This is a genomic window from Qipengyuania nanhaisediminis (assembly GCF_045862805.1).
Classification (GTDB): domain Bacteria; phylum Pseudomonadota; class Alphaproteobacteria; order Sphingomonadales; family Sphingomonadaceae; genus Erythrobacter; species Erythrobacter nanhaisediminis_A.
Genome location: NZ_AP025760.1, coordinates 490927 through 516023, shown reverse-complemented (window position 1 = coordinate 516023; position 25097 = coordinate 490927). Strand labels below are relative to the sequence as shown.

Annotated in this window: 25 protein-coding genes; 12 read left to right on the top strand and 13 right to left on the bottom strand. The window is 66.0% G+C overall.

Features of this window, described 5'->3' with window-relative positions:
• Positions 1-344 precede the first annotated feature (344 nt).
• From ACKTSM_RS02555 to ACKTSM_RS02540, 4 genes are all read left to right on the top strand, one after another.
• Positions 345-1127, top strand: coding sequence for a hypothetical protein (locus tag ACKTSM_RS02555; RefSeq protein WP_407875578.1), 783 nt, complete (start codon positions 345-347; stop codon positions 1125-1127).
• A 128-nt stretch (positions 1128-1255) separates the two neighbouring features.
• Positions 1256-1978 (top strand): acetoacetyl-CoA reductase, encoded by a 723-nt coding sequence (phbB, locus tag ACKTSM_RS02550; RefSeq protein ID WP_407875577.1) that lies wholly within the window; start codon positions 1256-1258, stop codon positions 1976-1978.
• Between the two features lie 115 nt (positions 1979-2093).
• Positions 2094-2735 (top strand): PilZ domain-containing protein, encoded by a 642-nt coding sequence (locus ACKTSM_RS02545; RefSeq protein ID WP_407875576.1) that lies wholly within the window; start codon positions 2094-2096, stop codon positions 2733-2735.
• Positions 2736-2778: 43 nt separating this feature from the next.
• On the top strand, positions 2779-3048 hold the full coding sequence (locus tag ACKTSM_RS02540) for a ribbon-helix-helix domain-containing protein (RefSeq protein ID WP_407875575.1): 270 nt from the start codon (positions 2779-2781) through the stop codon (positions 3046-3048).
• Here ACKTSM_RS02540 and ACKTSM_RS02535 read toward each other — a convergent pair.
• On the bottom strand, positions 3042-3278 hold the full coding sequence (locus ACKTSM_RS02535) for a hypothetical protein (RefSeq protein WP_407875574.1): 237 nt from the start codon (positions 3276-3278) through the stop codon (positions 3042-3044). The genes ACKTSM_RS02540 and ACKTSM_RS02535 overlap by 7 nt on opposite strands.
• Positions 3279-3343: 65 nt before the next feature.
• A complete protein-coding gene (gene murA, locus ACKTSM_RS02530) occupies positions 3344-4627 on the bottom strand; it encodes a UDP-N-acetylglucosamine 1-carboxyvinyltransferase (RefSeq protein WP_407875573.1) in 1284 nt (427 codons plus the stop codon).
• Positions 4628-4760: 133 nt separating this feature from the next.
• Here murA and ACKTSM_RS02525 point away from each other — a divergent pair, with 133 nt between their 5' ends.
• The gene (locus ACKTSM_RS02525) at positions 4761-5639 is read left to right on the top strand and encodes a UTP--glucose-1-phosphate uridylyltransferase (RefSeq protein WP_407875572.1); all 879 of its coding nucleotides are present in this window, start codon (positions 4761-4763) and stop codon (positions 5637-5639) included.
• A 63-nt stretch (positions 5640-5702) separates the two neighbouring features.
• On the opposite strand, the gene ACKTSM_RS02520 is transcribed toward ACKTSM_RS02525, so the two are convergent.
• The 7 genes from ACKTSM_RS02520 to ACKTSM_RS02490 form a co-directional block, all read right to left on the bottom strand.
• Positions 5703-7460 (bottom strand): flotillin family protein, encoded by a 1758-nt coding sequence (locus tag ACKTSM_RS02520; RefSeq protein ID WP_407875571.1) that lies wholly within the window; start codon positions 7458-7460, stop codon positions 5703-5705.
• 37 nt (positions 7461-7497) lie between these two features.
• A complete protein-coding gene (locus ACKTSM_RS02515; protein ID WP_407875570.1) occupies positions 7498-8139 on the bottom strand; it encodes an OB-fold-containig protein in 642 nt (213 codons plus the stop codon).
• Between the two features lie 218 nt (positions 8140-8357).
• Entirely contained in the window at positions 8358-9917 is a 1560-nt protein-coding gene (locus ACKTSM_RS02510; protein WP_407876400.1) for an acyl-CoA synthetase, read from the bottom strand.
• A gap of 237 nt (positions 9918-10154) precedes the next feature.
• Positions 10155-10898, bottom strand: a complete 744-nt coding sequence (locus ACKTSM_RS02505) for a M23 family metallopeptidase (protein WP_407875569.1) — start codon at positions 10896-10898, stop codon at positions 10155-10157.
• A gap of 158 nt (positions 10899-11056) precedes the next feature.
• Positions 11057-11848: a ferritin-like domain-containing protein gene (locus tag ACKTSM_RS02500; protein ID WP_407875568.1), complete on the bottom strand. Its 792-nt coding sequence runs from the start codon at positions 11846-11848 to the stop codon at positions 11057-11059.
• 11 nt (positions 11849-11859) lie between these two features.
• Positions 11860-12333: a peroxiredoxin gene (locus ACKTSM_RS02495; RefSeq protein ID WP_407875567.1), complete on the bottom strand. Its 474-nt coding sequence runs from the start codon at positions 12331-12333 to the stop codon at positions 11860-11862.
• Complete coding sequence (locus tag ACKTSM_RS02490; protein WP_407875566.1) at positions 12330-15059, bottom strand: bifunctional [glutamine synthetase] adenylyltransferase/[glutamine synthetase]-adenylyl-L-tyrosine phosphorylase; 2730 nt, start codon at positions 15057-15059, stop codon at positions 12330-12332. The genes ACKTSM_RS02495 and ACKTSM_RS02490 overlap by 4 nt, the downstream gene beginning before the upstream one ends.
• 93 nt (positions 15060-15152) lie before the next feature.
• On the opposite strand from ACKTSM_RS02490, the gene ACKTSM_RS02485 reads away from it, so the two are divergent.
• The 3 genes from ACKTSM_RS02485 to ACKTSM_RS02475 are packed head-to-tail and all read left to right on the top strand — an operon-like array spanning position 15153 to position 18050.
• The gene (locus tag ACKTSM_RS02485; protein WP_407875565.1) at positions 15153-16862 is read left to right on the top strand and encodes a M28 family metallopeptidase; all 1710 of its coding nucleotides are present in this window, start codon (positions 15153-15155) and stop codon (positions 16860-16862) included.
• Positions 16863-16908: 46 nt separating this feature from the next.
• Positions 16909-17880: an agmatine deiminase family protein gene (locus ACKTSM_RS02480; protein ID WP_407875564.1), complete on the top strand. Its 972-nt coding sequence runs from the start codon at positions 16909-16911 to the stop codon at positions 17878-17880.
• A 35-nt stretch (positions 17881-17915) separates the two neighbouring features.
• Entirely contained in the window at positions 17916-18050 is a 135-nt protein-coding gene (locus ACKTSM_RS02475; RefSeq protein ID WP_407875563.1) for a hypothetical protein, read from the top strand.
• 10 nt (positions 18051-18060) lie between these two features.
• On the opposite strand, the gene ACKTSM_RS02470 is transcribed toward ACKTSM_RS02475, so the two are convergent.
• Together ACKTSM_RS02470 and thrS are read right to left on the bottom strand one after the other, a co-directional pair.
• Positions 18061-18804 carry a sulfite exporter TauE/SafE family protein gene (locus ACKTSM_RS02470; RefSeq protein ID WP_407875562.1) on the bottom strand — a complete coding sequence of 248 codons (744 nt, stop codon included), beginning with the start codon at positions 18802-18804 and terminating at the stop codon, positions 18061-18063.
• A 26-nt stretch (positions 18805-18830) separates the two neighbouring features.
• Complete coding sequence (gene thrS, locus ACKTSM_RS02465; protein ID WP_407875561.1) at positions 18831-20846, bottom strand: threonine--tRNA ligase; 2016 nt, start codon at positions 20844-20846, stop codon at positions 18831-18833.
• A 358-nt stretch (positions 20847-21204) separates the two neighbouring features.
• On the opposite strand from thrS, the gene ACKTSM_RS02460 reads away from it, so the two are divergent.
• The 3 genes from ACKTSM_RS02460 to ACKTSM_RS02450 are packed head-to-tail and all read left to right on the top strand — an operon-like array spanning position 21205 to position 22168.
• The gene (locus ACKTSM_RS02460; RefSeq protein WP_407875560.1) at positions 21205-21375 is read left to right on the top strand and encodes a hypothetical protein; all 171 of its coding nucleotides are present in this window, start codon (positions 21205-21207) and stop codon (positions 21373-21375) included.
• A gap of 2 nt (positions 21376-21377) precedes the next feature.
• The gene (locus ACKTSM_RS02455) at positions 21378-21980 is read left to right on the top strand and encodes a hypothetical protein (RefSeq protein WP_407875559.1); all 603 of its coding nucleotides are present in this window, start codon (positions 21378-21380) and stop codon (positions 21978-21980) included.
• A complete protein-coding gene (locus ACKTSM_RS02450; RefSeq protein ID WP_407875558.1) occupies positions 21977-22168 on the top strand; it encodes a helix-turn-helix transcriptional regulator in 192 nt (63 codons plus the stop codon). Before ACKTSM_RS02455 ends, ACKTSM_RS02450 begins: the two co-directional genes overlap by 4 nt.
• A 77-nt stretch (positions 22169-22245) precedes the next feature.
• Here the strand turns inward: ACKTSM_RS02450 and ACKTSM_RS02445 are convergent, their stop codons facing one another.
• Positions 22246-22515 (bottom strand): hypothetical protein, encoded by a 270-nt coding sequence (locus tag ACKTSM_RS02445; RefSeq protein WP_407875557.1) that lies wholly within the window; start codon positions 22513-22515, stop codon positions 22246-22248.
• Between the two features lie 72 nt (positions 22516-22587).
• Positions 22588-24252, bottom strand: a complete 1665-nt coding sequence (locus ACKTSM_RS02440; protein WP_407875556.1) for an alkaline phosphatase D family protein — start codon at positions 24250-24252, stop codon at positions 22588-22590.
• A 106-nt stretch (positions 24253-24358) separates the two neighbouring features.
• Between ACKTSM_RS02440 and ACKTSM_RS02435 the strand changes: the two genes are divergently transcribed.
• Positions 24359-25090, top strand: coding sequence for an alpha/beta fold hydrolase (locus ACKTSM_RS02435; protein WP_407875555.1), 732 nt, complete (start codon positions 24359-24361; stop codon positions 25088-25090).
• The last annotated feature ends 7 nt before the right edge of the window (positions 25091-25097 follow it).

The window sequence follows — 25097 nt, the reverse complement described above, 5'->3', positions numbered from 1 at the left end:
GCACGAATGGCCTTGCCGCACAGCGCCCATCGAAGGTCTCGGGCCGGGCTCTCCCGCTCTCGTCAGCGCCGCCGCCTGTATGCAGGCTTAATCCGCGACTCGCGCAGGCCTGTCCCAGCCCTGCCGCGAATCTGTGTGATGCGCGCAACACCCGGTGTCCCGCCATGCACCGGCCTTGTGGAAAATGTTGCGTGTCCCGGCCTTGACGCAGTATCAAAAGCTTGCGGTTGGGAAACCGAGTCGCGCTTTGATCGTTATGCGATTGTCAGCGCAGGTTCACCGGCGATCTGCTTGAAAGGGCAGCCCGCCGATGAGGGCAAGAATGGGGACTGGATAAACGCGTCATGGCACTGTTGCAGGACAATCTGAAAAGCGCGCGGCTTCGGCTGCCGCTGCTCGGTGCCTGCGCGGCGATGATGCTGGCGCTGCCCAGCGCCGGTCTCGCATTGGTCACCATCGGCGCCGATGGCATCGCCAAGGTGCCCGCATTCGACCTTTTCACCCCGGCCTCTGTCGATCCCGAACTGGCGGCCCGCGTCGAACGCAAGGCGCGCGAGCGCGGGATCCGGTTCACTCCCACAGGCACGAGCGGCGCGTTGAGCGATCGCACCGTGACAGTCGCGGTGCGCGTCGACGGGCAGAGCGCGCAGGCGATCCAGATCCGTTCCGCCGCCGAAGGTGCGCCGGGTCCGGCGAACAATGTCCGCGGCCTTCAGGCCAGCCGGTTCAACCTTGGCACTGCGCGCGGCTATCAGAGCTTCGCGCGGCCGCAGGCGGCCACCCGCTCGACCCCGGTTTCTGGCAGTATTCGCCTGCCCGACAATGTCCGCAATCTCGCAATGCCCGATCTTGCCGAGTTCGAACCCGCGCGGCCCAGCCGCCGCGACGCGCCGAGCAGGCTCCAGCCGCGGATCGAGCTCGAGGACAATGCCGTCCCGGGCCGTTCGCTCAACACGCTCGATGCGAACGAGGATTCGGTCGATGTCGGCGGCAGCTTCAGCCTCTCGCCCAATTTCGACGTGACCGCGGGCGTGCGCTATTCGCGCGAACGCGACCGGCTCGACCCGCTGACCAGCACCGTGCAGGACAGCCAGGCGGTCTATGTCGGGACACAGGTCCGCTTCTGATCGCGCTGTGCGCTTGTTTGCCGCTCGACACGGCCATCGCCGAGACCCCGCCAATGGCGGGGTTTTTTGTTGCCTGACGCTACGGCACGGCTAGGTAGGCAGCAAATCTGTGCAAGGGGATCTGCGAAATGACACGTATCGCCATCGTAACCGGAGGGACCCGGGGCATCGGGGCCGCGATCTGCAACCGCCTCAAGCGCCAGGGCCACACGGTCATCGCCAATTATGCCGGCAATGACGATGCCGCGCGCGCCTTCAGCGAGGAAACCGGCATCCCGGCCTACAAGTGGGACGTGGGCGACCACCGGGCCTGCCTCGAAGGCTGCGCCAGGGTCGCCGAAGAGCATGGGCCGATCGATATCGTCGTCAACAATGCCGGAATTACCCGCGACGGCACCCTGCACAAGATGAGCTACGAGGACTGGGACGATGTCATGCGGGTCAATCTGGGTGGCTGTTTCAACATGGCCAAGGCGACCTTTCCCGGCATGCGCGAGCGGAAATGGGGCCGGATCGTCAATATCGGCTCGATCAACGGCCAGGCGGGGCAATATGGACAGGTCAATTACGCCGCCGCCAAGTCGGGCATTCACGGCTTTACCAAGGCGCTGGCGCAGGAAGGGGCCAAGTTCGGGGTGACGGTCAATGCCATCGCGCCCGGCTATGTCGACACCGACATGGTCGCCGCGGTGCCCGAACCGGTGCTCGAGAAGATCGTCGCCCGAATCCCGGTAGGACGGCTCGGCCAGGCCGAGGAAATCGCCCGCGGCGTCGCCTTCTTCACCAGCGAGAACGGCGCCTTCATGACCGGATCGACGATGAGCATCAATGGCGGCCAGCACATGTATTGAGCCGGCTGGCTCGCTTTAACCGTATATTAGCCATGTCCCTCTAGCTTTGCTTAGGAAACGCCGCGAGTCTCGTGCTCGCGCGCACCGGCAAGGAGGCAGCAAGGAGGCCTGGGCCATGAACGCACAAGGCAAAGCGACGCCGCGCAAGGATGCGCGCAGCGCACACCGCGCATCGCTCGGCCTGCGCAGGGCCAAGCTGGTGTGCCAGACCGGCGAATATCTCACCCTAATCAGGGACGTGTCGGAACAGGGCGTGGGACTTGGCTTTTGCCATGATGTCCCGCCAGAGACCCGTATGCTTCTCCAGTTGTCCAACGACCTGACCTACCCGGTCGAAAGGGTCTGGACCGGCCAGCGCCAGGCGGGATACCGGTTCGGAGCCGAGGTCTGTCTCGACGAGTTCCTGCGCGATGGCGCCGCGCAGAGCCGACCCCTGCGGTTGCAATTTTCCGCGCCGGTCGAGCTTGGCATCGGCCGCGCCCATATTGCCGCGCGGCTGCTCGACCTCTCGTGCGAAGGCGCAAAGATCTCGAGCGCGGCGCGCCTCGACGAAGGACACCTGATGACGATCGCGATCGAGGGCCTGCCGCTCCAGCTCGGCCAGGTCCGCTGGTCGCAGGGCAAGCGCCATGGCATCAAATTCCAGCACCCGATCAACAGCGAGGAGCTGGCTCGATGCGCGCTGCGCCACCAGCCCTTCGGCAAGACCCGGTCAAGCGGTTTTGCCCGCTTGCTGGCCAAGGCCCGCGCGGCCTGATCGCCGCTTTCAAGCGGGCGCTCGCTCGCCTATCACGCTGGGTGTGACCAACAGCCCGCCACCCTATCACCCGCCGGTCAAACGCTCGGTCGAAATTGCCGGGCACAAGACCTCGATCAGTCTCGAACCGGTGTTCTGGGACATGCTGCGCGATGCCGCGGCACGCGAGGGCGTTCCGATCAACGCGCTGGTTGCCCGGATCGATGGCGAACGCATAAAGGCGCGGACCGCGCCCGGTCTGGCGAGCGCGATCCGCGTCTGGCTGGTTTGCAATATGTCACGGCTCGCGCCGCGCCCCGGCTCCGGTCAGTAATTGGCGGGCGGGTCGCTCGCCGGGAAGGTCTGGTCGATTTCCTCGTCGGTCTTCGTCCATTCGCCCTCGGGCTTGTCGCGCATGGCCTTGGGTCCGGCATCGCGCACGTCGGTGTGCGAGCCGCTGGCCTGGCCTTCGGCAAAGGCCGCATGGCCGCCCTTGTGGTTCTTCTCGTAATAACGGTAGCCGAAATATCCCAGGGCGCTGAGCGCTGCGAGTTTGATAAGCATTTGGCTGGCTCCTTTCTCTTTCCCCACCAACGCAGGGCAGGCGTGAAAGGTCCGCGCAATCGCCCCTATTCGTCGCCGACCCGTTCGATATCCGCGCCCGCCAGCTGCAATTTTTCCTCGAGCCGCTCGTAACCGCGATCGAGGTGGTAGATGCGCCGCACCGTCGTTTCGCCCTTGGCGGCAAGCGCGGCTATGATCAGGCTCATCGAGGCGCGCAGATCGGTCGCCATCACTTCGGCCCCGGTCAGATCGCTCGGCCCCCGGACGATCGCGGTGCGGCCCTCGGTCTCGATATCGGCACCCATTCGCGCCAGTTCAGGCACGTGCATGAACCGGTTCTCGAAGATCGTTTCCTTGAGCACGCTGGTGCCCTCGGCGCGGGTCAGCAGGCTCATCAGCTGCGCCTGCATATCGGTCGCAAGGCCCGGGAAGGGCGCGGTGGTGAGATTGACCGGCTTGAGCGCACCATTGGTCCTGACCGTGATGCCCTTCTTGTCCTCGTCGATCTCGACGCCGATATTCCTGAGCGCGTGGATGGTCGAGGCCATGTCGTGCGCATCTGCCCCTTCGAGCCGCACCTCGCCGCCGGTGATCGCGGCCGCGCAGGCATAGGAGCCCGCCTCGATCCGGTCGGGCATGACCTTGTAGGTCGCGCCGTTCAGCCGCTTGACCCCGTGAATGGTGAGATCGGAGGTGCCGATCCCCTCGATCTCGGCGCCCATCGCCGTGAGCAGGTTGCACAGATCGACGATTTCCGGCTCGCGCGCGGCGTTAAAAAGCCGGCAGGTGCCATTGGCAAGCACCGCGGCCATGACCGCGTTCTCGGTCGCGCCGACCGAGACGACGGGAAAATCGAATTCGCCGCCGGGCAGGCCACCATCGGGCGCCATCGCTTTCACATAACCCTGCGTCAGTTCGATCTCGGCCCCGAACGCCTCGAGCGCCTTGAGGTGCAGATCAATCGGGCGGTTGCCGATTGCGCAGCCGCCGGGCATCGAGACGGTTGCCTCGCCCGCCCGGGCCAGCATCGGCCCGAGCACCAGGATCGAGGCGCGCATCTTTCGCACCAGGTCGTAGGGGGCGACGGTCGAGGTGAGCCGCGGCGCCTCGAAGGTGACCACGCGGCCGAAATCTTCCGGGCGCTTCCCCTGGATCCCGACCGAGACGCCAAACTGCGTCATCAGGTGCTGGAACCCGTCGATGTCGGCGAGCCGCGGCAGGTTGCGCAAGGTCAGCGGTTCTTCGGTCAGAAGCGCGCAAGGGATGAGCGTGAGAGCGGCGTTCTTCGCGCCCGACACGGGAATCGTGCCCGACAGGCGATTGCCGCCGCGAATGATCAGTTTGTCCATGCCGACCGCCTTAGCGCAACGTGCGCTGTGCGCAACTGACGCGGGCCATGCGTGCGTGTCATTGACCTTGTTCGGGCAAGAGGGCAGGTCACGCCGAACCCCGGACCGCTGCAATCAACGAGGCCCGAACCCGATGCCGAACAAGCCGATCAAGAAAGCCGTGTTTCCTGTTGCCGGGCTTGGCACGCGCTTCCTTCCCGCGACCAAGGCGATCCCCAAGGAATTGCTGCCGATCGTCGACCGCCCGCTGATCCAGTATGCCGTCGACGAAGCGCGCGAGGCGGGGATCGAGCAGATGATCTTCGTCACCGGACGCGGCAAGTCGGCAATCGTCGAGCATTTCGACGTTGCCTATGAGTTAGAGGCGACCATGGGCGAGCGCGACAAGGACCTGTCGGTGCTCGACCCGACACGCGCGACACCGGGCGACATCATCACCGTGCGCCAGCAGGTGCCAAGGGGCCTTGGCCACGCGATCTGGTGCGCGCGCGCGATCGTCGGCGACGAACCCTTCGCGATCTTCCTGCCCGATGAACTGATGATCGGGAACAGGGGCGGGACCGGCTGCATGAAGCAGATGGTCGAGGCCTATGAGACGGTCGGCGGCAATCTGATCAGCGTGCTCGAAGTGCCCGAGGACGAGGTGTCGAGCTATGGCGTGATCGATCCCGGCGCGGCGTCAGGAGCGCTGACCGAAGTGCGCGGGCTCGTCGAGAAGCCGCCGCGCGGCGAGGCACCCTCAAACAAGATCATCTCGGGCCGCTACATTCTCCAGCCCGAAGTCATGCGCACGCTCGAAACACAGGGCGAAGGCGCGGGCGGCGAGATCCAGCTGACCGACGCGATGGCGCGGATGATCGGCACCCAGCCCTTTCACGCGGTGACATTCGATGGCAGCCGCTATGATTGCGGCAGCAAGCTCGGCTTTGTCGAGGCCACGCTCGCGCTGGCGCTCGAACGCGAAGACATGGGCGCCGAAGTGCGCGCCATGGCGCAGCGCCTGCTCGGCTAGACGCGAAAAGCCCCGCCAACCCGTTCGGGCAGCGGGGCCTTGCAAACCCTCAGAGCGGCGTGATCAGGCCGCCGGCTCGGGCTCGACCGGTTCGGGCCCGGCGTCTCCAGCATCCGGGTCATCGTCCCCGCCATCATCGCCATCGAAATCGAGTTCCGAGAGCGCTTGCGCGGCATCGCCGTTCGGATCCTCGGCGGCGGCCTTAACCAGCGTGCCGAGCGATGAACCGTCAAGCCCGAGCTCTTTCATCAGCCCGTCGAGCACCGGCGCCTGCGCGCGGTAGGCAAGCGCTGCCGAGACCGCGTCACTCGCGAGGTTTCCCGAGCCACCGGTGAAAGAACCGCCACCCGATCCGCCGCCCGAGCTGCCGCCAGAACCGCCATTGTTGGTGAGCCCGTCGACCTGGACGATCTTGATCGAATCGATTGCTTCCATCGGCTTGGCGCTTTCGCGGATTACCTCGGGCAGGACCTTGAGCAGCGCGAGCTTGGTCTGGAGGCTGATCTGGTCCATCGAGAGGATGTTGGCCGCCTCGTTGATCGCCTGCTGGCCGGCCGCCTCGACCTCGAAGCGCACCCGATCGGCTTCGGCGCGCAGCACCTCGGCATCGGCATCGCCCTTGGCCTCGAGCCTCGCGGCCTCGGCGCGGTTGGTGGCCGCGTCCTTTTCCGCCTCCGCCTCGACCTTGATCCCGATCGCCTCGCGTTCGGCCTGCTTGGCGGCCTCGATCAGTTCGATCTTCTTCTGGCGTTCGGCGATCTCGCTTTCGCGGCTGGTCGCGACCTGCTCTTCGGCCGCCACCGCCTTGGCCCGCGCGGCATCGGCTTCGGCCTTGGCCTGGCTTTCCTCGCGGCTCTTGTTCTGGACCGCGATCTGCTGCTCCTGGCGAGCGATTTCAAGCGCGCGCTGCTGATCGATCCGCGCCTCTTCGACGAGCCGGTCGGCCTCGATCTGCTGCGCGTCGACCTGCTTCTTCGCCTCGATCCGCGCGGCATCGGCCTCGCGCTGGCGTTCGGCCTGCTCGCGCGCGATTTCGCTGGTTTGCGCCGCGCGCCGCACCTCGACCTCGCGTTCCTGCTGGAGCCGGGCATATTCGGTGTCGCGCCCGATCTCGAAGGAGCGTTGGTCCGCCTCGAGGTTCTTGGTCTCCATCTGCACGCGGGTGTCCTGCTCGATATCGTTGCGCAGCTTCTTGCGCGCCTCGATCTGTTCGGTGAGCTTGGTCAGACCTTCGGCGTCAAACGCGTTGTTGGCGTTGAAGTGTTCGATACTGGTCTGGTCGAGACCGGTGAGCGAGACCGATTCGAGCTCGAGCCCGTTCATCGCGAGGTCGTTCGACGAGACCTGCTGCACCTTCTGGACGAAATCGGCGCGCTGCTCGTGCAGCTCGTTCATGCTCATTCCGGCCGCGACCGAACGCAGCGCGTCGACGAACTTGCCCTCGACGAGGTCCTTGAGCATTTCGGGCTGCATGGTGCGCTGGCCGAGCGTCTGCGCTGCCATGGCGATCGCGCCGGCATCGGGGCGGACGCGGACGTAGAACTCGGCCTTCACGTCGATCCGCAGCCGGTCGAGCGTGATCAGCGCCTCTGCATCGCGGCGCACGACCGAGAGCACCAGCGTGTTCATGTTGACCGGCATGGTCTCGTGAAACACCGGGAGCACCAGCGCACCGCCATTCATCACGACCTTTTCGCCGCCGACCCCGGTGCGCACGAAGGCGATCTCCTTCGACGCCCGGCGATAGAGCGTGGTGAGCATGATGACGATGATGAGCAGCAGCACCAGGCCGCCGGCTCCCAGAATGATAAAGTCCAGCATTTTCCCTCCGTTTGAATTCTGTGTCAGGCCGCTTCGGTCACGGCCTCAAGAGCGGGCTCTGATAGCGCACGCCGAAAAACAGCTCGCCCTCGCGGCGCACCAGCAGCACGGTTTCCCCTTCTGCCAGTTCGGCGCCTTCCTCGTGCGGTTCGACCATGACGTAATGCGGTTGGCCGAAAGCGTCCCTGACTTCCGCGCGTGCGGGCGAGGAGGCCCGGGCGGTGCCGGTCTGGATCACCGCGTCGCGGCGCACGAGGCTTTCGAGGCCGACTGCGCTGGTCTCGTCATCAGGAAACAGCTTGCCGATCGGGCGGACCAGAACACCGTTGAGCGGCAAGGCCGCGCCGAGCGCGAGCAAGGCCGCAAGGCCTGCAGGCAGCGGCGAGCCGGTCGCGCCTTTGATCAGCGCCTGACCGATCACGCCGGTGCATGAAAACACAAAAAGCAGGCTCGACAGCCAGATCAGAAACGGCACCTTGCCCAGTCCGAGCAGCGTCAGGGCGCCGTCCATGAACCCGCTCGCCTGGAGGCCGTCGGCAAGGTCGGCATCGACTTCGATCTCGACATCGCCGGCGCCGTCGAAAAAATCGCCTGCACCGAAGACCTGGAGCAGGCCGACCGCGAACAATGCTGCCAGTGCCACCGCAAAGGGCAGGTTGTAAGGTTCAAGCAACGTCACGAAACGACGCCTGCAAACACCCCTGCCGCAAGTCGCACAGCATCCGTTTCGCGAATTTTTCCCATGAATGAGTTACTAGCACATGATGCTTTATTCTGACAGGAAAATCGTGTCTTGGAGCGTATTTATTCGCGATTCACTTTTATATGAATTCTTCAGGCTTATTATATTGCGCGCGTGGTTTCGCGCGGCAGCAATCATTGGCTCGACCCCATCACTTACCCAGCCGCGCTCTCGCGGGCGGCACGTGCTGCGAATTCGTCGCGCAATTCGCGCTTGTAGAGCTTGCCGTTCGCCTCGCGCGGCAGCTCCGAGCGGAATTCGAACAGTCTCGGCATCTTGATCCGCGCCAGTTGCGGTTCGAGAAAGGCGCGCAATTCCCGTTCGAACGGTTCTGCGCGCTCGCCTGCGGCCTGGTTCATGTCGATCGGCTGCACCACCGCGACCACCTTTTCGCCGAGATCGGGATCGGGCGCGCCGATCACCGCGGCATCCATCACCTTGTCATGGGTGACGAGCAGGTTCTCGATCTCCTGCGGGTAGATGTTGACCCCGCCCGAAATGATCATGTGGCTCTTGCGATCGGTGAGGAACAGGAAGCCATCGTCATCGACATGGCCGATATCGCCAAGCGTCATCCAGCCCTTGGGATGCATCGCCTCGGCGGTCTTTTCGGGATCGTTGTGATAGGTCGGAAGCTGCGCGTTCTCGAAATAGATGAGCCCGTCGGTCCCGGCAGGCACCTCCTCGCCATCGGGGCCGCAGATATGCAGAGCGCCGTAGATCGCCCGTCCCACCGAGCCAGGGTGGTCGAGCCAGTCCTTCGCCCCGATCATGGTCATGCCGATCCCTTCGGAACCCGCATAATATTCGTTCACGATCGGCCCCCACCAACCGATCATCTCGCGCTTGATCGGGACCGGGCAGGGTGCCGCGGCATGGAGCGCGCGCTGGTGGCTCGACAGATCGTAACGCGTGCGGATTTCGGGATCGAGCTTGAGGAAGCGCACGAAATGGGTCGGAACCCACTGGCTGTCGGTGATGCGGTGTTTCTCGATCGCGGCAAGCGCGGCCTCGGGCTCGAACTTTTCCATCACAACGACCGTGCCGCCCAGGCGCTGCGCCGCGCTACACCAGCCCAAGGGCGCCGCGTGATAGAGCGGGGCGGGCGAGAGATAGACCATCGAACCGTCGGCGGGCATGCCTGCGCCCATCGTCGCAAGGCCGAGAAACGGGATCGGCGCCTGCGGATCGGGGTCTTCGGGCGGAGCGGGCCGGATGCCCTTGGGCCGCCCGGTCGTGCCCGAGGAATAGAGCATGGTGGCGCCCGCGCGCTGGTCGGCAATCGGCTCTGCGGGCTGCGCGGCGAGAGCGGCATCGAAACCGTCCTCACCTTGACCGCCTGCGACCAGCACCTCGATGTCGGGACAGGCCCTGCGAATATCGGGCAGAACGTCATCGAAGTGCGGCGAGGTGATCAGGAGCCGTGCGCCGCTATCGTTCACGATATAGGCGATCTCGGGCGCGGTCAGCCGGGTCGAGATCGGGACCAGCAAGGTGCCCGCGCGCTGCGAACCCCAGAGCACCGGGAAATATTCGATCCGGTTTTCCATCAGGACGGCAAAGGCGTCGTCGGGGCCAAGCCCTCGGGCGCGCAGAAGCTGGGCGAAGCGGTTGGCGGCCTCATCCATCTCGCCATAGCTCATCCGCGCGCCGCTGCCGGCCATGATCACCGCGGGGTGGTCCGGCCGGTTTGCGGCGTGCGCGATCGGATGCATGGTCATGATCGGTCTCTCCCTGCAACCGAGATTAGCGGCGGGGCACCGACACTCAAGCGAAAAGCGGGATGGGTCTGCGCGCACCCTTCGCGATGCGCGAGCGCCAACGCGCAGACGGCGCTGCTCGGGTCGGGAACGGGCATGAAAAAAGGCGGCGGGTCAGACCCGCCGCCCATGCTCGGACACCCTCTCCAATGTCCGACCCGCTTCCAGGCGGGTTAGCCTCTTGTCCGGCGGTCAGTCCCCGCCAGCGCCGCCAGCACGCCGACGGCCCGGGAGCAGGTCGGTGCTGCTCGAAGCCATGCGGGTCTGCGTTTCGGTTTCCAGCATATAGGGAATGGGGTTCACTGCAACCCCGTCGACGCGCACTTCGTAATGAAGGTGCGGCCCGGTCGAACGGCCGGTCGAACCGACATAGCCGATGATGTCGCCGGCCTTGACGCGCTCGCCAGCCGAGACCGCCAGACGCGACATGTGCGCGTAACGCGTTTCGAGATCGGCGCCGTGATCGATCGCCACGTAAAGGCCATAGCTCGAGAACCAGTCCGCACGTCCCACGAGGCCGTCTGCGGTGGCATAGACCGGGGTGCCGGTGGGCGCGGCCAGATCGACGCCGTTGTGACGGCGGCGCTGGCGCAGCACCGGGTGATCGCGCATGCCATATCCGCTCGACATCCGTGCACCGCCAAGCGGCATGCGCGACGGCACCGAAATGGTCGGGCGCTGCGTGATCGTGGCGGGCATGCCGCTGGTTGCAGGGCCGGCATTGTCGAGCGCGCTCCAGCTGGCGAACAGTTCGCGGAACCGCTCGTCACCATTGGCGAGCGTTGCGGCCTGCGCTTCGCGTGCCGGCTCGGCGAGGTCGGCGGAAGCCGCCGCATTGGCCGAGGAATTGGCAGAAGCCGGGCTTGCAACGAGGCTCATCGCAGCGCCAAGGGCAGCAGCGATCGCGAAAAGGGGGCGCTTTGCAAGCGTGTTCATCTGTGACCCGTCCAAACTGGCGCCGAGCGCCGAAAAATCCTCAAGTCGAACGCATTTTTTTCTGATCGGCGGGAACCTTGCGGGGCGCCTCTGCGTTCTGACATTGCGCCAAAGCCTACCCGTGGCCTTGGTGTGGCGTCAGTTATCGGGCCGATTCGTTAAGACGCAACTCCTTCGTAGAACTCCCGCGACAAACCGGCTGCGAGACGCGCCGAGTCGTTGAATGGCGGCTTCAGACCGCCGCGAAAGTGCTCGCGAACCAAGCATTTCCACAGATCCTGGGGATTCGCAGCGCGCGATCTGGCGACCTGCATAAAGTGCTTTGACCCGAAAGCGACGTGACGGATTTCGTCGTCAAGTATGCGTTCGAGAATGCGCGCGCCGTGCTCGTCGCCTGCGCCGCGAACCCGGTCGCGGGTTGCCGGCGTCACGTCGAGCCCGCGCGCCTCGAGCACCATCGGAACGATCGCCAGCCGCGCCGCGACATCGTGCCGCGTCTCGTGCGCGGCCTGCCACAAGCCGCCATGTGCGGGCAGCGCTCCGTAATGGCTTCCCATGCTTTCCAGCTTGCGCGCCAGCAGTGCGAAATGCATCGCCTCGTCGGCGGCGACCCAGAGGAAATCCGAGACGAATTGCTCGCCCATCTGCTCGCCGAACCGCCCCGCCATGTCGAGCGCGAGATCGATTGCGACGAACTCGATATGGGCAAGGCTATGCCACAGCGCGATCTGTCCGCGCGGCGACCCGAACTTGCCGCGCTTGGGCATGTCGCGCGGCGGCAGCAGTTCGGGCCGGTCGGGGCGCGCGGGCTCGTCGGGCATGGCGGTATCGAAGACGAAACCGAGCTTTCCCAGCCGCCAGCGCCGCGCGACATCGCGCGCAGCGAAGCACTTGGCGCGCGGGTCTGCGGTAAGGAGCGCGGCGCGGATCGCCGCGGCAAGGCTGTTCATTCTCCGGCCCGTCAAAGCGCGCGCGCGGCCTCGAGCACCTCTTCGGCGTGCCCCTTGACCTTCACCTTGTTCCACACGCGCGCGATCTGGCCCTTTTCATCGACGAGATAGGTGGTGCGCACCATTCCCATGAACGTCTTTCCGTACATCTTCTTCTCGGTCCAGATGCCGAGCGCATCGGACAGCCCGTCTTCGGCGGCATCGGTGGCGAGGTCGACGGTGAGGTCGTGCTTGGCGATGAAGTTCTGGTGCTTTTTCGCGCTGTCCTTGCTCACTCCGAGCAGCGCGGTGCCGGCGGCCTCGAAATCGGCCTTGAGCGCGGAAAAATCCTTCGCCTCGGTGGTGCAGCCGGGCGTGTTGTCCTTGGGATAGAAAAAGATGGCAAGCTTGCGCCCGGCGAAATCGGACGGCTTCACGCTGCCTCCATCGGGTGTCTCGAGCGGGATATCGGGCATGGCATCGCCTGCCTGCGGAACGGTGGTCATCGGTCGATCTCCAGTGCTTCGTTGAATGTGTCGGTCCATTGGCGCGCGACCGAGGCGCGGGCAATGGCGAGGTCCTTGGTCAATTGCGCGAAATCCGCGCGTCCGCAAGCGCGCGCCAGGGCCCTTGCCGCGGCCCTTGGCGGCCTGCGCCCGTCGGGTGCGAGGAGCCGGCTCGCCACGAGCAGGTTGGTCATCAGTTCATGCGCATCGATCATGGCGCGATCGAGCAGTTCCGCCTCGACCAGTCCGGCAATGCTGGCGTGAAGGTCAGGGTCGAGCGCTGCGGGTGCCTGCGCCTGCAACCGGGCCGCGTCGCGCAATTGCAGGAAGTGGACGAGAAACTCGACATCGACGAGCCCACCGCGCAGCAGCTTCACGTCCAGCTGTCCGCGGGCCGGCTTGTGCAAGGCCATCTCGGTGCGCATTCCCAGCACCGATTTGCGCAATTCGTCGGGGTCGCGCTCTTTGGCGAGCACCTCGGTGATGATGGCTTGCACCCTTGCGCGGGCCTCGGGCGACCCTGACAGGGTCCGCGCCCGGGTGAGGGCCATGTGTTCCCAGGTCCAGGCGCTTTCGCGCTGGTACTTGGCAAACGCCTCGAGCGAGACCGCGAGCGGGCCCTGATTGCCTTGCGGACGCAGCCGCGTGTCGACTTCGTAGAGCGCGCCTTGCGCGGTGGGGACCGACAGCGCAGCCGTCACCCGGCTCGCCAGCCGGTTGAAATAGAGCGTGGCGCCGAGCGGACGCGCCCCGTCCGATTGCGCGGTGAAATCGCCGGTAAACAGATAGACCATGTCGAGGTCCGAGGCATGGGTGAGCACCCCGCCGCCAAGCCGTCCGAGCCCCAGGATCACCAGCTCGCCGTCCTCGATGTGGCCGTGTTCGCGGGCAAATTCGCGCTCGGCCGCTTCCGCCGCGATCCGGATCGCAGCCTCGGCGAGATCGGCGAGCGCGCGGGCGATGGCAACCGGTTCGAGCTCCGCCTCGATCAGTCGCACGCCGAGGATGAAGCGCGCTTCGCCGGTCTCGCGCCGGATCGCGTCGAGCCGCGCCTCGTAATCGTCGCGCACGAGGTCGTGCATCATCCGCTCGGCGAAACCGTCTGCATCGGGCGCGGTGGGAAGCGTCTCGTCCTCGACCAGCACGTCGAGCCGGTCGGGGCGCCTCGCCAGCTGGTCGGCGAGCGTGGGCGACAAGGTGAGCGCGGCCACGAGCCGTTCGAGCAGCGCCGGATTGGCGGCAAGCAGGCGGAACACGGTGATCGCGGACTGGGTGCGCTCGATGATGTTCTGCCAGCGGGTAATGGCGCGGGCAGGATCGTCGCTGTCGGCAAAGGCCTCGAGCAGAGCGGGAAGCAACGCGTCGAAGGCTTCGAGCGCCTGGGGCGAGCGCAGCGCGGCATAGCGCCCGTCGCGCCATTCGGCGATCCGCGCGGCGAGCGCCGAGGGGCTGTCGAATCCGAGATTGCCGAGCCGGTCGGCAAGCCCGCTGCGCTCGGGTTCTGCGCTCTCGGCGCGCTTCTCCTCGCCGATCAGCTCCTCGTAGATGCGACCCGTGCGCGCGGTCAATTCCTCCAGCTCCGCCACCAGCGCGGCGCCATCGGCCAGTCCGTCGAGCCGGGCGACGTGATCGAGCGCTTCGCCTGGCGGGAGCGAATGGGTCTGCCGGTCCCCGACCATCTGCAACCTGTGTTCGAGCTGGCGCAGGCGATCATAGCCCTCGCCGAGCACGCGTGCATCGCCGGCCTCGATCCGCCCGGCCTCGGCCAGGGCATCGAGCGCCGCGCGCGTTCCGCGCACCCTGAGCGCGGGATCGCGCCCGCCGTGGATCAGCTGGTGGGTCTGGGCGTAAAACTCGATTTCGCGAATCCCGCCGCGGCCGCGCTTGAGATCGAAGCCCGGGCCAGGGCGCTGCGGTCCATCGTGGTTCTGGCGGATCCTGCGGGTAAGCTCGCGAATTTCCTCGATCGCGCCGAAGTCGAGCTTGGTGCGCCAGACGAAGGGCGCGATATCGGCAAGGAAGCGCTCGCCGGCCTCCTTGTCGCCTGCCGCCGCTCGCGCACGGATGAAGGCCGCACGCTCCCATGCGAGCGCCTGTCCCTGGTAATGCGCGAGCGCCGATGCGCGCGGCACGGCCAGCGGGCTGACCTCAGCCGCCGGACGCAGCCGCAGATCGACCCGCAGCACGTAACCCTCGGCGGTGTTCTCCGACAACAGCTTGACCACGCGGCGGGCGTAACGCTGCGCGGTCTCGCCCGCATCGTCGCCCGCGCGGCGCGGCAGGGTGTCGGGGTCGTAGAGCAGGATCGGGTCGATGTCGGAGGAATAGTTGAGTTCGCCTGCCCCCTGCTTGCCGAGCGCGAGCGCGATCATGCCGGTGGCCTCGGCCTCGCCGGTGCGTTCTTCGATCGCGGCGCGGATCGCGCGATCGAGCGCGTGGTCGGCGAAACGGGTAAGCTCGTCCATCACCCGCGCAAGGTCGAAGGCCCCGGCAAGGTCGGCAATTCCCAGCGCCGCGGCAAGCGCGTAGCGATGGCGGCGCAGGCCGATGCCGGCATCCTCGTGCTCGCCGCGCTGGCGGGCCCATTCCAGCGATTCCTCGATCCGGCCCTCTGCAAGAAGCTCTGTAAGCGGCGCCTGCTTTTCGAGCGCCCGCGCGAGAAAGGGCGCATGGGCCCGGGCGCGGTCCAGCGCGTCGCTCCAGCAGGGATGCTCGGTTCGTGCCATTCGTCACGGGTCTTTGCAGAGGCGGCTTGCGACCCGCAAGGCCATCTGCAAGAGAAGCGCCAGAAGTTTCGCGATTACGAGAGGACATTTCCCATGATCAGACGCGCATATGCTCTTGGCGCGCTCGCTGCTGGCGCGCTCGCGCTGGCTGGCTGCGACGGCATGCTGCCCGGAATGGGTGCGGGCGAGACCGCGCTCGACATCCCCGAGGTCGAGGATGGCGACATCTCCGAAGAGACCATGATCGACATCACCCGCCAGCTGTCCTCCGACGAGTTCGGCGGCCGCATGCCGGGGACCGAGGGCGAGGAGCTGACCGTCTCGCTGCTGACCGAACGTTTTGCCGCGGCAGGGCTCGAACCCGGCAACAATGGCAGCTGGGTCCAGGAAGTGCCGCTGATCGAGATCACCGGTTCCAATTTCGCGCCGCTCACCATCACTGGCGGCGAGACCGCGCTGGCCTTCGAATATGGCAGCGAGTGGACCGGCGTCACCTATCGCGAGGACGATCGCACCCAGCTCGCCAATAGCGAGATGGTGTTCGTCGGCTACGGCATCAACGCGCCCGAACGGGGATGGAACGACTATGAGGGCGTCGATGTCGAAGGCAAGACGGTGGTGATCCTCGTCAACGACCCCGACTGGGAGACCGAGGGGCTCGATGGCACCTTCAACGGCCGGGCGATGACCTATTACGGCCGCTGGTCCTACAAATACGAAGAAGCCGCCCGCCAGGGCGCTGCCGCCGCGCTGATCGTCCACGACACCGATCCGGCAAGCTATGGCTGGAATGTGGTCGAAAGCTCGTGGGGCGGCCCGCAGGCCTATGCCGCGCGCGGCGACAACCCGCCGCCGATGACCACCGTCAATGGCTGGGTGCAAAAGGACACCGCGCGCGAAATCCTCGCGGCAGCAGGACAGGATCTCGACGAGCTGAGCGCCGCTGCGAAGACCGAGGATTTCCAGGCGGTCGAACTCGGGCTCGAGGCTTCGACCAGCTTTGAAAACAGCTTCCGCACCTTCTCCTCGCAGAACGTGATTGGCGTGCTGCCGGGGACCGAGGCTCCCGACGAATACGTGCTGCACACCGCGCACTGGGATCACCTTGGCACCTGTCTGCCGGCCGCCGATGACGGCGACGATATCTGCAACGGCGCGGTCGACAATGCGACCGGGACCGCCGCGCTGGTCGCGCTTGCCGAGGCCCATGCCAAGGCCGGCGCGCCGCGGCGCAGCCTGGTCTTCCTCGCGGTGACGGCAGAGGAATCGGGCCTGCTGGGCGCCTATTATTACGCCTCGAACCCGGTCTTCCCGCTCGAACAGACCGTGGGCGGCATCAACATGGACGCCTTCCTCGTGGCAGGTCCTGCCAAGGACGTGACCGTGGTCGGTCCGGGCAAGTCGCAGCTCGACGATTTCCTCGTTGCAGCGCTTGAGGACGTGGGCCGCGACCTCACCTCCAACCCGAACCCCGAAGCGGGCTATTACTACCGTTCGGACCACTTCGCCTTCGCCAAGCAGGGCGTGCCGATGCTCTATGTCGATGGCGGCGAGGACCTCGTCGAAGGTGGCCGCGATGCGGGTGCCGCAGTGGGCGCCGAATATCGCGAGAACCGCTATCACGGCCCCAAGGACGAGTTCGACGAGAACTGGGACTGGGCAGGCGTGATGCAGGACTTGCAGCTGTTCTACCGTCTCGGCCGGATGATGGCGATGAGCACCAGCTGGCCCAACTGGAACGAGGGTGACGAATTCCGCGCCACCCGCGACGAGGCCTGCGCGGCAGCCGAAGCCGGCTGCTGATCCGCCCGCACGAACGAAACGCGAAAGCCGGTCCATGGCCCTCCTGATGCCCCCTGAATGGGCGCCGCAGGACTGGCTGTGGATCGGCTTTCCGCATCTGGCCGAGGAATGGCCCGGCTGGCTCGAACCGGCGCAGGAGCAGATCGCCGCCTTCGCCAACGCGGTCGCTGACAGCGGGCAGGACGTCCGCCTGTTGGTCCGGGACGAGGCCAACGAAGCCCGCGCGCGCGCGTTGGTGAGCGGGGCGGTCACGCTCGAACGGCGCGGATATGGCGATATCTGGCTGCGCGATACCGGCCCGCTCGTCGTCGATTCGCAAGGCGAACGGCAGGCGCGGCGCTTCGCCTTCAATGGCTGGGGCGGCAAGTATCTCATGCCCGGCGACCAGGAGATCGGGGCCGAGCTTGCACGCGATGCCGGGCTCGACGTCGTCACCTCTCCGATGGTGCTCGAAGGCGGGGCGATCGACGGGGACGGGACCGGGCTGGTCGCGACCACCGAGCAATGCCTGCTCAATCCCAATCGCAATCCCGGCATGGCGCGCGGCGAGATCGAGCGCGAGATCAAGGCCAGGCTCGGCTTCGACCGGGTCTTGTGGCTGGGCGAGGGACTGATCAACGACCACACCGACGGCCATGTCGACAATCTCGCGCGGTTCGTCGGGCCGAACCGCCTCGTCGTGCCCGAAGCGACCGGCGCCGACGATCCCAATGCCGCGATCTATGCCGATGCGCGAATCCGCGCCCGCGAGGCAGGCGTCGAGGTCGTCACCATCCCTTCGCCCGGCCTCGTCACCCGCGAAGGCGCGGTGGAACCGGCGAGCTATGTCAATTTCGCGATCACATCGAAACTGGTCGTGGTGCCGACCTTCGGGTCGAAGCACGATGCGGACGGGGTCGCTGCCATCGCCGCGCTGTTTCCCGATCGCGAGACATTGGGAATTCGCGCAGAGGCGGTGCTGGCAGGGGGCGGCGGGTTCCACTGCGCCAGCCAGCAAATGCCATCGGCAAGAGCTTAACGGCCCATTAGCACTTGTGGGCGAAAATCGCGGGCATGAGCACAGCCATCGCCCTTTCGCGCAATACCTTCCACGCGGTCCGGATTCGCCAGGTCGAAATCGCCCGCAGCGCGATCGTGCTCGGATGCGGCGCGGCGCTGATCCTCGCCGGCCAGCCGCTCCCTCTCTAGGCGCAAGTACTCATAGCAGCTTGACCAGCGCCGCGATCGCGGCGGCTGCCAGCGTGACCGCGACAAAGCTGCGCCAGACGTGATCGCTGACCTTGCCGAAAGCGAGCGAACCGAGCCAGTTGCCGAGCAGCACGGCGGGGAACAATAGCAGCGCCAGATAGAACAATCGCCAGCCCAACTCGCCGATCGCATAGCCCGAGACCAGCCCGGCGAAGGCGGCAATGGTGAAGATCAGCAGCATCGAGGCCTTGGCGGTCTGGCGCGCGATCCGGCGGCCGACATAGAACGGCACCACCGGCGGCCCGGGCATCCCGGCAAACCCGGTCAGCAACCCGCTGGCCAGGCCCGCCGCGCCGGTCGTGACCGCGCCGGGCGGATGCGGCTCGCGCACCGGGAGCAGGATCAGCGCAAAGGCCGAGAGCGCAACCAGGGCAATCAGGAAGCGCGCGAGATCGGGCGGCGTGGCGGCGAGCAGGATCAGCCCCGGAGCGGTGGAGACGAGCACGAGGGCGCCGATGATCCAGGCCGAACGCTCGGCATGGGCGAGGAACATCTTGAGTTCGCTCAGACCGATGAACAGCGCGAGGAAATTGATGATCAGTACCGCCTCGATCGGCGTGAGGGTCAGGGCGAGGATCGGCACCAGCAGGATCGCCATGCCGAACCCGGCCAACCCGCGCACGAAAGCGGATAGAAAGGTCGCTGCCACGGCGACCGCGACCTGCACCCAGCCATAGCCGGCGATCAGTTCCATTGCGTTCGCGCTTCCGTCCGCCGCGATCAGTCGCGCATGTCGGGCGGGGTGGCAGCCTCGCTCAGCATCGCTATAGCCTCATCGAGGCTCATCACGCGCTGCTCTTTCTCGCCCAGCGTGCGGACCGCGACCGTGCCTTCCTCGGCCTCGCGCTTGCCCACCACCAGGAGGTGTGGAACCTTGGCGAGGCTGTGTTCGCGGACCTTGTAGTTGATCTTCTCGTTGCGAAGATCGCCTTCAACGCGGATGCCCGCCGCCTCGAGCTTGGCCACGGCGTCGTTCGCGTAGCCGTCGGCATCCGAAACGATCGTCGCCACCACTGCCTGCACCGGGGCAAGCCAGCTCGGCAGGCGCCCCGCATAGTGCTCGATCAGGATGCCGATGAAGCGTTCGTAGGAGCCGAAGATCGCGCGGTGGAGCATGACCGGGCGGTGCTTCTCGCCGTCCTCGCCGACATAGGTCGCATCGAGCCGTTCGGGCAGCACGCGGTCGCCCTGGATCGTGCCGACCTGCCAGGTGCGGCCGATCGCGTCGGTGAGGTGCCATTCGAGCTTGGGCGCGTAGAACGCGCCTTCGCCGGGCAGTTCTTCCCAGCCATATTCGTCATTGTCCATGCCCGCCTCGGCCACGGCATCGCGCAATTCCTGTTCGGCCTTGTCCCAGTCGGCATCGGAACCGAAGCGCTTCTCGGGCCGCAGCGCGAGCTTGACGTGATAGCTGAAGCCGAAATCGCGATAGACGCTGTCGGCGAGCGCGCAGAACTTGCGCACTTCTTCGACCACCTGGTCCTCGGTGCAGAAGATATGCGCATCGTCCTGGGTGAACTGGCGCACCCGCATCAGGCCATGAAGCGCGCCGTGCGGTTCGTTGCGGTGGCAGCAGCCCATCTCGCCCAGCCGGATCGGCAGGTCGCGATAGGACGTGATGCCCTGCTTGAAGACCAGCACATGTGCGGGGCAGTTCATCGGCTTGATCGCCATCCAGTCGGCATCGTCTGCGACCTTGGGATTGGCACCGACATCGCCCAGCTCGTCGACCTCGGGCACGATGTCGGGCACCGCGAACATGTTCTCGGCATATTTGCCCCAGTGGCCCGACTGGGTCCATTGGCGCACGTCCATCAGTTGCGGGGTCTTGATCTCGCGATAGCCCCCGCCATCCATTTTGCGGCGCATATAGGCCTCGAGCTCGCGCCAGATGCGATAGCCCTTGGGATGCCAGAAGACGCTGCCATGCGCTTCTTCCTGCAGGTGGAACAGGTCCATCTCGCGGCCCAGCTTGCGGTGGTCGCGCTTGCCCGCCTCTTCCAGCCGCATCAGGTGCTGCTTAAGCTGTTTCTTGTTGAGCCAGCCAGTGCCGTAGATGCGCGTCAATTGCGCGTTCTTCTGGTCGCCGCGCCAGTAAGCGCCCGCGGTGCGGGTGAGCTTGAAGGCCTGCGGGTCGAGCCGGCCGGTCGAGGGAAGGTGCGGGCCGCGGCACATGTCGAGCCAGTCATCGCCCGACCAATAGACGGTCAGCTCCTCGTTCTCGGGCAGTTCCCTGGCCCATTCTGCCTTGAAGGTCTCGCCCTCGCTTTCCCACTTGGCGATCAGGTCCTCGCGGCTCCACACCTCGCGGCGCAGCGGCTTGTCTGCTTTGATGATCTCGCGCATCTTTTCCTCGATCGCGGGAAGATCGTCGATGCCGAACGGTTCGCGGCTTTCAGGCGCCATGACGTCGTAATAGAAGCCGTCATCGGTGGCAGGGCCAAAGGTGATCTGCGTGCCCGGCCACAAGGCCTGCACCGCTTCAGCAAGCACGTGGGCGTAATCGTGGCGCACCAGTTCGAGCGCCTCGGCCTCGTCCTTCGCGGTGATCAGGGCGAGTTCGGCATCGCCTTCGAACGGGCGGTCGAGGTCGCGCACCTCGCCATCGACGCGCGCGGCGAGGGCGGCCTTGGCAAGGCCCGGGCCGATCGCTGCGGCCACGTCGGCAGGGGTCGACCCCGGCTCGACTTCGCGCACCGATCCGTCGGGCAGGCTGATCTTCAGAACTTCGGTCATCGCTTACATCCGTCTCGTTTGGCGGGCGCCTTAAGCCAAAGCGGCGCGCACCGGAAGAGCGGTGTTGGTCCGTTGCAGCGATTTCGGGAGGACACCGCGCCACCCGAAACCGGGTGGCAGGTGCTGCTGGCTAGCCCAGCCGCGACCGCCCCCGGATATCCGAGGTTGTCGTGGTGGTAGTCGTGGGCAGTTGGTTGGCCATGTGCGGAAGATGTAGCGAGCGGTGCCGGCAATGTCACCTGCAACCGGCTCGATAGCGAAAATGGCGGAAAGCACCCGCGCCATTTTGGAAAGCGTGCTTGACAGCGCCGTGAATCAATGACAAGTATCCTTTCCATAGTTGAAAGGAACCTTGACCATGACGACCCCAGCCAAAGCTCTCATCTGGGCAGGTGCGATCATCGCCGCCGCTATCGCCGCGCGCGGTTCCGGGCTGGAGGACGGTGCGTCCTTCGGAATCATCGCCGGATTGTCCGGCGCGGCCTGGGGCTCGCTCTTCGCCTCCCGCGGGTGCGGGCGGAGCTGCTGATCATGACCGAGCCTGCGACCCATCCCGACGCATCGGGGCGCTCATGCCTCGTTGCCGCAATCTCTTCGGTGCTGAGCGCGCTGATGGTGCTGTTCCTTTGGAAAAGCGACGCGATCGGCATCACCACCGCCTATGTCCTCACGATCGTGCCGGTTGCGCTGATGGTTTTTGCGATCGTGAAGACCTTCACCCGGCAGAAGGGCAAGGCGAGCCAGCGCTACCTCACGCGCATGGCGCTGGTGATGGCGTTCTACCTGCTCACCCTTTTCCTCGCCGAAAACATGATCGAGGATCGCGGAGTGACCGGGCCGCTCGCCTTCCTGCTCGCGCTGCTTCCGGGGCTCTCCTTTGCAGGCGTGATCTGGATTTTCGGGGCGCTGATCGTCGAGGAGCAGGACGAGTTCTACCGCCTGCTCTATGTCCGCCAGGGGCTGATCGCGACCGGCATCGCCTTTACGCTGGCAGCGATCTGGGGCTTTCTCGAAACCTACAATCAGGTCGATCCGGTCGCGGCGTTCTGGTGGCCGACCCTGTGGTGCGTCGGCATCGGGATCGGCGCGATCGCGAACAAGATCAAATACGGCACCTACGGAGAGATCCGTTGAACAACCGGTTGAAAGTCCTGCGCGCCGAGCGCGACTGGAGCCAGCAGGACCTTGCCGACAGGCTGGGGGTCAGCCGCCAGAGCGTCAACGCTATCGAGAAGGGGCGCTACGATCCCTCGCTCCCGCTGGCCTTCAGCATCGCAGAGGTGTTCGACCTCGCGATCGAGGACATTTTCAGCCGCGACTGAAGCGCGCTCGAAACGCACACGAAAAATGGGGCCGGCAGTTCGCGCTGCCGGCCCCTTTTCGTTCTGTTTCGTTGCCATCAGGCGGTCGCCGGATCGCCCTTCTTGGGCTGCGGCGGGCTCGCCACCGGCGCGGTTTTCTTGTCGCGCGGTTCGGGCAGCTCGTCCTTGCCCATGTATTTCTTGAGCGCCCAGCCGCCTGCGCCGATCGCGAGCATTGCAGGGATGCTCATCCGGCTGAGCACCATGGGAACCGCGGCGCCGAGCATGGCACCCGTCGTGCCGCCAATGCCCTTGGTATTCTTCGCGATAGAGCCGCCCACGGCGGCGCCGATAATCTTGCCAATCATGTCTGTCTCCTTTGCCCAATCAACGGGAAAGGCGCAGCAATGTTCCGGCTTGGCGGCGATACGCTGCACCGATCAGGTGCTGATCCGGCGCGCGTCCGCTTCGACCGCGATCCGGTGCGTTCCGGCCAGCCGGCTCGAACGCTGGCGAATGCCGCTGGCGAACCGGAATTCACTGGTCGCGCGCTCCGACGTCAGTTCGACCGCCATGTAGCCTCGCTGCGCAGTGTCGGCCCAGGCGAGCTCTGCGTTCGCGCCCACCAGCATTGCCGCCATCTGGTCAGGCGGGATCGCGGCAAGATAGGTCTCGAACCCCGGCGAACTGACCGATGGCACGCCGAATTCGACCCCGGTGCGCGCCTCGCCATGCGCGAGCTCGAACGCCCAGCCATTGTGCGAATCGCCGGCGAGCACGATCAGTTCGGCATCGGCGGCAAGCGCGGCTTCGAATAGGCGTTCGCGCGCGGCGGGATAGCCGTCCCAGGCATCCATGTTGAGCGGCAACCCCGCAGCGCGCGCGAGAGCGGCGGCACGCAGGCGGTTGCGCGCGAATGCGGGAACATTGTCTCCGAGAAGGTCGAGCAATCGGTCAGGCGATGACAATTTGCCCATCAGCACTTGCTGGACCAGCACCTGCCAACGTGCGCCGCGCGCTTTCGATGCCCGCAAGCCGTCGGCAAGCCATTGCTCCTGCGCCGCGCCGAGCAACTGCCTTTCGGGGTCAGCATAGCGCCCCTCGCGAAACGCGGCGAGCGCCTGGACCATGGCCTGCGGGTTGTCGCGGCCCGCGACCAGCTGGCCGATATCGAACTGTTCGTCGCGCCCCTCGATCCTTGTGTCGAGCCGGAACAGGGTCGCAAGATCCCCCACCTCGTAGGCAGCATAGGGCTCGTCGGAGACCGGCATCCATTCGCGATAGGCGCGCTTGGCCGCGGCCTTGCGCGCATCCCAGCTGCCCTCGGTATCGCCCTGGTGGTTCTGCGCGCCGTGTTCCCAGCTGTCATTCGCGCTTTCGTGGTCGTCCCACACCGCGATCATCGGCAGCACCTGGTGGAGCCGCTGGAGATCCGGGTCGGCGCGATAGGTGGCATAGCGCAGGCGGTAATCGGTGAGCGCGACAATCTCGCTTTCGGGCGCGATATCGCGGCCCGTCAGCTTCTGTTCGGGCGAGGGATAGGTGCCTGCGCCATATTCATAGATGTAATCGCCCAGGTGCACCGCGAGATCGACATCGTTCGCTTCGGCGGCATGGGCATAGGCATTGAACCACCCGAAACCGAAATTCGAGCACGAGAACGCCGCCATGCGAAAACGCTGCGAGGGTCCCTCGGGCAGAGTGCGCGTGCGACCGACCGGCGAATGGCTGCCATCGGGCGCGGTGAAGCGGAAATAATACCAGCTGTCGGGTGCAAGGCCGTTGGCAATTGCCTTGGCGCAGTGATCGCGCGCGGGCGATGCGATTGCCGCGCCTTCGGAGACGACTGCCGTGAAACCGGCGTCGCGGCTGACCTGCCACTGAAGCTGCGCCTCGTCATCGGCGACATAGCGGGTCCATAGCAGCACGCGGTTGGCATGTGGTTCGCCGCTTGCGACCGAATGGGTGAAGCCGCGGCCGAAGCCATGCGCCCTGGCGGGCATCGCCGCGATCGCGGCACCCGCCCCTGCGAGCGCGAAGACCCCGCGGCGCGAAATTGCGGTTGCGGGGCGGTCGGGCTGCTGGCCGGGTTCGGTCTGGGTCATGGCACTTGTTGGCACGGCGATAGTGCCGCTGACAAGCTATGCGCGTGTCCCGATGTCCCGCGCTCGGCCCTTGCGTTCGGCATCCGGCAACGGGCACAAGGCGCGCATGCACGATCTCAAGCACACCACCCTGCCTTCGGGCCGGAAAATAGCCTTTCGCCACATCATCGGCAACGGGCCGACCCTTGTCTTCCTGCCCGGCTACATGTCCGACATGGCAGGCGGCAAGGCGACCGCCCTGTTTGCCGAGGCGCGCGAAAAGGGTCGCCCGTGCCTGCTGCTCGACTATTCGGGGTGCGGCCAAAGCGAGGGCGATTTCGCCGACGGCACCCTGTCGCGCTGGCGTGACGAGGTGCTCGCGCTGATCGGTGAGCGCGTCGAGGGCGATTGCCTGCTGGTCGGGTCGTCGATGGGCGGCTGGCTGATGCTACTCGTCGCGCGCGCCCTGGGCCGCAAGTGCACGGGCATGATCGGCATCGCGCCCGCGCCCGACTTCACCCGCTGGGGCTATGACGAGGCCAAGCGCGCCGCGCTGGCGAAGGGCGAGGTGGTGTATGAAGACAATCCCTATGGCCCCGATCCGACGCCGACCCATCCCGGCTTCTTCGCCGATGCCGAGACGCATCTGCAGCTCGATGGCGCGATCCCTGTCGATTGCCCGGTGCGCCTGCTCCACGGCCAGCGCGATGCGGACGTGCCGTGGCAGACCAGCCTGCGCCTTGCCGAGGCGCTGCGTTCGGACGACATACAGGTAACCCTCGTCAAGGACGGCGACCACCGGCTGTCGCGCGATCAGGACATCGCGCTGCTCAGCGGGATCGTCGCCACCTTCTACTAGACGGACA